Consider the following 6,366-nt stretch of genomic DNA (forward strand, 5'->3'; position numbering starts at 1 on the left):
TCGTGCCCTGACCGGACAATGGGTCCATGTCCCTTCCCGGCCCTCTCCAGTTCGGCAGCCTGACCGTCGACACCCCTGTGGTGCTCGCGCCGATGGCCGGTGTCACCAACGCCGCCTTCCGGCGCTTGTGCGCCGAGCAGGGCGCGGGCCTCTACGTCTGCGAGATGATCACCTCGCGCGGCCTGGTGGAGGGCGACCAGCACACCAAGGACATGCTCGTCTTCGACGAGGCCGAGACCGTACGCAGCGTGCAGCTCTACGGCACCGACCCGGTCTACGTCGGCAAGGCGACCGAGATCCTCTGCGCCGACTACGGGGTCGCCCACGTCGACCTCAACTTCGGCTGCCCGGTGCCCAAGGTGACCCGCAAGGGCGGCGGGGGAGCCCTGCCCTACAAGCGCGGTCTGCTCGGTGAGATCCTCGAGCACGCCGTGCGCGCGGCGGAGCCCTACGGCGTGCCGGTGACGATGAAGACCCGCAAGGGCATCGACGACGACCACCTGACCTACATGGACGCCGGCCGGATCGCCCAGGAGAGCGGCGCCGCCGCGATTGCGCTGCACGGACGTACGGTCGCTCAGGCCTACTCCGGGACGGCCGACTGGGACGCCATCGCGGAGTTGAAGGCGTCCGTCGACATCCCGGTGCTCGGCAACGGCGACATCTGGGAGGCGGCCGACGCGATCCGGATGGTCGAGGAGACCGGTGTGGACGGTGTCGTCATCGGCCGCGGCTGCCTCGGGCGTCCCTGGCTCTTCCGCGACCTGGCGGCCGCGTTCGCCGGCGAGACGGTGAACGTTCTTCCGAATCTGGGCGAGGTGACGGACATCATGCGACGCCACGCCGAGCTGCTCTGCGAGCACATGGGCGAGGAGCGCGGCTGCAAGGAGATCCGCAAGCACATCGCGTGGTACCTCAAGGGTTTCGGCGCCGGTGGCGAGATGCGCCGCACCCTGGGCCTGGTGAACAGCCTCGCCGACCTCGACGAGATGCTCGGCAAGCTCGACCGGAACGAGCCTTTCCCCACGTCACAGCTGGGTGCGCCGCGTGGACGGCAGGGCGCGCCGCGCGACAAGGTGGTCCTTCCGGAGGGGTGGCTCGACGATGCCGACGGGCGCGGCTGCGGGTTCGCGGAGACCGTCTCGGAGACCTCCGGAGGCTGAGCTCCGGGGCGTGTCCTGACGGGTCCGGACAGGCGTTTCAGGGCTTCGGAATCAGTCGCTCGACAGGTACAAAACAACGCAAAAACTCGGCAACGGAATTGGAATACCCCGTGTCGTGTGTGCTGTACTCAATGCCGTGCCCGGACCTTCCCCGACGGGTTTCATCCGATGAAACCCTGGGAAACGCTCGGGCACTGACCATGTAGTCGAGCAAAGGAATTGCGTGTGGCCGGCAGCCACAGAGGCGACACTCGGGCCGTCCGTAAGACCAAGTCAATAGTTGCCAGCGCAGGGGTCGCGATGCTCGCGACCGGAGTCGCAGTCGGTGCCGGAGCCGCTTTCGCGGAGCCGACCTCGCTGATCGCCAAGAACGCAGGCGCTTCCCTCTCCTCGACCAAGGCCGACGTGCCGAGCACCCGTGACGACGCGCGCGTGGCGGGGGACCGCCGGGAGACAGTCGTCAGCCGCAACGGAGGCGACCGCGAGTCGGTTTCCTCGGTCGAGACGCTGACCAAGGGTCCCGAGCAGGTCGAGACCGGCACCGCCAAGGCGGTCAAGCGCTGGACCGACGAGACGCTCAACCTCTGGACCGCCTACGGCAAGCACGCCACCCAGGCCGGCGAGATCGAGGCGGGTGAGGTGGTCTACGCCACCGGGCGCACCGAGTCCGGCCGTGACGAGATCATCTACGACGGCGAGGTCGTCTGGGTGACCACCGGCCACCTCGTCGACGAGAAGCCCGAGGCCACCGGCGTCGCAGCCGGCGTGAACACCGCCGCGTGCGGTGACTCCTCGGTCGAGAGTGGCCTGGTCGCCGATGCCGTCACCGTCTACCGTGCGGTCTGCAACGCCTTCCCGGAGGTCGCCTCGATGACCGTCGGCGGCTGGGACGCCCACGGTGAGCACACCTCGGGCAAGGCCCTCGACTTCATGACCTCCGACAAGGCGCTCGGCGACGCGATCGCGGCCTACCTGCAGCAGCACGCAGCCGAGCTCAACCTCTACGACATCATCTGGTACCAGCGGATCTGGACGCCGGTGCGTGCCTCGGAGGGCTGGCGCTACATGGAGGACCGTGGGTCCATCACCGCCAACCACTACGACCACGTCCACGTTTCGACTAACTAGTTGGCGATTGCCTCGCAATTCGCGCAGCGAGATCGGTCAGCCCGGGCTTCAAAGCCTGGGCTGACCGGCGTTTTCGGGGCTTTCGGCCGGTTAACAACTTCGCAAAAGTCTTGGGACGATCGCTGGATACCCCTCCAGGTGTGCTTGACTCAGGCGCTGTGCCCGGGCTCGCGACCCAGCTCCAACGGGGAGTGGCAACGGGCGTTCTCGGGCGAGACCCCCACATTGTCGAGCGAAGGATTGCACAGTGGCCACCAGCCACAGAGGCGATTATCGAGCGGTCCGTAGAACCAAGAAAGCGATGGCGACCGCAGGGATCGTGACGTTCGCGACCAGCGGAGCGATCGGCGCTGGGACGGCCGCGGCGAACCCCGGCATCGTGATCTCCGAGGTCGAGGAGAGGTCGGGACTCCGGCTTCCGTCGCCGGCCGACCGTCGGATCGAGGCCAAGGCCGATGCCAAGGCGAAGATCCCGGCGCTGCCGACGACCCGGGAGGACACCCGGATGTCGAGCGACCGCCGCGAGGTCACCGGTCGGGAGGAGACGGTCAGCCGCAGCGGTGAGCGTGGAGCGGGCACGTCGACCGACGCCCGGGGCTCGGTCGCGCCGATCGAGTCGCTGATCGAGCGCCCGACGTCGGTCAGCGGCGGTGCCCAGAAGGCCGTGCTGCGCTACGTCCAGCAGGATGTCACGGTCTTCGCGTCGTACGGGAAGCGCGCCAAGGAGCTCGGCGCGCTGGAGCTCGGGCGGGCGGTCTACTACACCGGGCGCGACGAGGGCGGTCGTCAGGAGATCGTCTTGGAGGGCAACCCGGTGTGGATCCCCGAGGGCAACCTGGGCAAGACCAAGCCCGAGCCGCCGCCCGAGCCGGCTCCCACGTCGACCCCGACGCCGTCGGACGCCTCGGCGGGCCTGGACTTCTCCGCGTGCGGCGACTCCTCGGTGGAGGACGGACTCGTCCCCGACGCCGTCGACCTCTACCGCGCGGTCTGCAACGCGTTCCCCGCTGTCGCCTCGGGCACCACGTACGGCTACGACCCGCACGGCGAGCACATCGACGGCAAGGCGCTCGACTTCATGACCGATGACAAGGAGCTCGGCGACGCCATCGCCGCCTTCGTCCGGGAGCATGCGGCCGAGCTGAACATCTACGACATCATCTGGTACCAGCGCATCTGGACCCCGGTCCGTGCCGACGAGGGTTGGCGCCCGATGGAAGACCGTGGCGACCCCACCGCCAACCACTACGACCACGTGCACGTGGCGGTCAACTGAACGCCGAGCCGGCGCATCTGTCTCATCGAGAACCGCCGAGTCGGCGCATCTGTCCCAAGGTGCTGGGACAGTTGCGCCGACTCAGCGTCGTGTGGTGGGACAGTTGCGCCGACTCGGTGGAGGGTCTGGCGGCTCAGATCAGGGCGCTCAGCGGGGTCGGCGTACGACCACCGATCTTCTCGACGACGTCGGTGACGGTGGCGAGCTTGCCGAGCCGGGTGGCGGCACCGAAGGAGGTGAGCAGCGGGGCGATGAAGTCCGGCAGGCCGGCGGAGACCAGGCCGGCGGTGTAGGCCTCGTCGTCGACCTGGACGACCTCGACCGGGTTGCCGGACTGCTTGGTGGCGAGCTCGGCCAGGTCGGCCGCGGTGTAGGCGTGCGGGCCGGTCACGTCGTACGCCTTGCCCTCGTGCCCCTCGCTCGTCAGCACGCCGACGGCGACCGCGGCGCAGTCCGCGCGGGTGACGTAGGCCGCGCCGCCGTCGCCGACGTTGGTGACGAGCTGTCCGCTCGCGGCGGCCTGGGCGACGGAGTCGACCTGCATGTCGGCGTAGAGGTTGTTGCGCAGCATGGTCCAGGCCAGGCCGCTCTCGCGCAGTGCCTCCTCGGTGGCGGCGTGGTCGGGGACGACGCCGGCGGGGTTGTCCGGGGTCGGCTCGGGCACCGAGGTGTAGGCGATGTGACGCACGCCCGCCTTGGCGGCGGCGTCGATGGCGTTGCGGTGGCCCTCGACGCGCGCGCCGACGACATCGGTGGAGATCAGCAGGACGCGCTCGACGCCGGCGAAGGCGTCGACCAGCTCGTCGGGCTTGTCGAAGTCGGCGGCGCGTACGTCGGCGCCGCGAGCGGCGTAGTCGGCGAGCTTGGCGGGGTCGCGGGTGAGGAGCACGACCTCGGCGGGATCGACGGTGTCGAGGAGCTGGTCGGCGACGAGGCGGCCGAGCTGGCCGGAGGCGCCGGTGATGGCGATGGTCATGGAGGAGTCCTATCTGTAGTCACGGTGATGACGGTTTCATAAATGTAGCCATAACGATGGCAATAAGGCAAGATGGGGGTATGGCCACTCCGACGAACACTCGTTTCGCGGTGGCTGTCCATGTCCTGACCTACCTCGCGTCCTGTGCGGCCGCCGGGCGGACGACACCGGTCAGCTCCGACGAGCTGGCCGGAAGCACCGCGGTCAACCCGGTCCACGTCCGCAAGGTCCTCGGCCCGCTCCGCGCGGCCGGCCTGGTCCGCTCGCGCCCCGGGGCTCACGGGGGATGGGAGCTCGCCGCGGATCCCGGCGTCGTCAACCTCGCCCAGGTATGGCAGGTGCTGCAGGGTGACGACCCGGTCCTCGGCATCCATGGCCCGAACCCGGCCTGTCCGGTCGGCGCCAGCATCCAGGGGGTGCTGACCGACCTCGACCGCCGCGTCGCCAAGGCCGTCCTGGCCGAGCTCGAGGGCATCACGCTCAACGACGTCCTCGACGACTCCGGCTTCGACCCGACCGACTTCGCCGCGCTCCTGCCATGAGTCAGCGATAGCCTCTCCGACTGTGGAGCTATACGGGGCCGCCGACCGCGAGCGGATCGTCGCCGAACCGCCCAAGCGGGTGGCGGCACCGGAGCGTACACAGTTCGAGCGCGACCGAGCTCGCGTGGTGCACGCCGCCTCGACCCGGCGGCTGGCCGCGAAGACCCAGGTCGTGGGGCCGCAGGCCGACGACTTCGTACGCAACCGGCTGACCCACTCGCTCGAGGTCGCCCAGGTCGCGCGGGACCTGTCCCGTGCCCTGAACGGGCCCGACTCTCCGCAGCCCGACATCGCCGAGACGGCGGCGCTCGCCCACGACCTCGGTCATCCACCGTTCGGCCACAACGGCGAGAACGTGCTCGCCGAGCGGGCCAAGGGGATCGGGGGGTTCGAGGGCAACGCCCAGACGCTGCGGATCCTGACCCGTCTCGAGGCGAAGACGTTCGACGCCGACGGGCGCTCGGTCGGGCTCAACCTGACCCGGGCGACGCTGGACGCCTGCACCAAGTATCCGTGGAGATTCGGGGAGAGGAAGGGCACGAAGTTCGGGGTCTACGAGGACGACCTGCCGGTCTTCACCTGGCTGCGCGTTGCCGACGCCGGGCAGCGGCAGTGCGTCGAGGCGCAGATCATGGACCTCTCCGACGACGTCGCCTACTCCGTCCACGACGTCGAGGACGGCATCGTGGCCGGGAAGATCGACCTGGCCCGGCTCGACCTCGACGGCGTCGCCGAGACGGTCTCGGACTGGTATGTCCCAGGCTTCGACCGCGCACTCGCGGTCTCGACGATCGCCGACCTCCGTGCCGCCGGCTGCTGGATCGCCGACGGCGCTGCGTACGACGCCTCCCGCCGGTCCCAGGCCATGCTCAAGAACCTGACCTCCGACGTCATCGGGCGGTTCTGCGGTGCCGTGAAGGAGGCGACGTACGCAGCCGGCGGCGGCCCCTATGCCCGCTACGGTGCCGACCTGGTGGTGCCGGAGCAGACCGGCCTGGAGATCGCACTGCTGAAGGGGATCGCGGCGCACTATGTGATGCGCACCGACGAGCGGGCCGCGAAGATGGACCGCCAGCGCAACGTCCTCGGCGAGCTGGTCGAGCATCTCGTCGCCACCGCGCCTGCCGACCTCGACCGGCAGTTCGCCGACGACTGGCGCGCGGCGGCGGACGACGCCGCCCGGCTCCGCGTCGTGATCGACCAGGTCGCCTCGCTCACCGACATCACGGCGCTGCCCACCGCCCGGACGAGGCGGCGGGCGTCCACCCCCGCACCCCGACC

The 6,366-nt window shown here is 69.7% G+C and carries 6 protein-coding genes; 5 read left to right on the top strand and 1 reads right to left on the bottom strand.

Annotated features, from left to right (window positions below):
* Nucleotides 1-26 precede the first annotated feature (26 nt).
* The 3 genes from dusB (at nt 27) to ACFVJS_RS11990 (ending at nt 3,567) form a co-directional block, all read left to right on the top strand.
* Nucleotides 27-1,163 carry a tRNA dihydrouridine synthase DusB gene (gene dusB, locus ACFVJS_RS11980; RefSeq protein WP_378879931.1) on the top strand — a complete coding sequence of 379 codons (1,137 nt, stop codon included), beginning with the start codon at nt 27-29 and terminating at the stop codon, nt 1,161-1,163.
* Nucleotides 1,164-1,463: 300 nt separating this feature from the next.
* A complete protein-coding gene (locus ACFVJS_RS11985; RefSeq protein WP_378879934.1) occupies nt 1,464-2,291 on the top strand; it encodes a mucin-2 protein in 828 nt (275 codons plus the stop codon).
* 301 nt (nt 2,292-2,592) lie between these two features.
* A complete protein-coding gene (locus ACFVJS_RS11990) occupies nt 2,593-3,567 on the top strand; it encodes a mucin-2 protein (RefSeq protein ID WP_378879936.1) in 975 nt (324 codons plus the stop codon).
* A 133-nt stretch (nt 3,568-3,700) separates the two neighbouring features.
* Here the strand turns inward: ACFVJS_RS11990 and ACFVJS_RS11995 are convergent, their stop codons facing one another.
* Nucleotides 3,701-4,543, bottom strand: coding sequence for an SDR family oxidoreductase (locus tag ACFVJS_RS11995; protein WP_378879938.1), 843 nt, complete (start codon nt 4,541-4,543; stop codon nt 3,701-3,703).
* Nucleotides 4,544-4,623: 80 nt separating this feature from the next.
* Here ACFVJS_RS11995 and ACFVJS_RS12000 point away from each other — a divergent pair, with 80 nt between their 5' ends.
* Together ACFVJS_RS12000 and ACFVJS_RS12005 are read left to right on the top strand one after the other, a co-directional pair.
* Nucleotides 4,624-5,085 (top strand): Rrf2 family transcriptional regulator, encoded by a 462-nt coding sequence (locus tag ACFVJS_RS12000; protein ID WP_378879941.1) that lies wholly within the window; start codon nt 4,624-4,626, stop codon nt 5,083-5,085.
* Between the two features lie 22 nt (nt 5,086-5,107).
* Nucleotides 5,108-6,366: deoxyguanosinetriphosphate triphosphohydrolase (locus ACFVJS_RS12005; RefSeq protein WP_378879943.1), on the top strand; the 1,259-nt coding region annotated here is incomplete at its 3' end.

The sequence above is a fragment of the Nocardioides sp. NPDC057772 genome (assembly GCF_042798075.1).
Lineage (GTDB): Bacteria > Actinomycetota > Actinomycetes > Propionibacteriales > Nocardioidaceae > Nocardioides.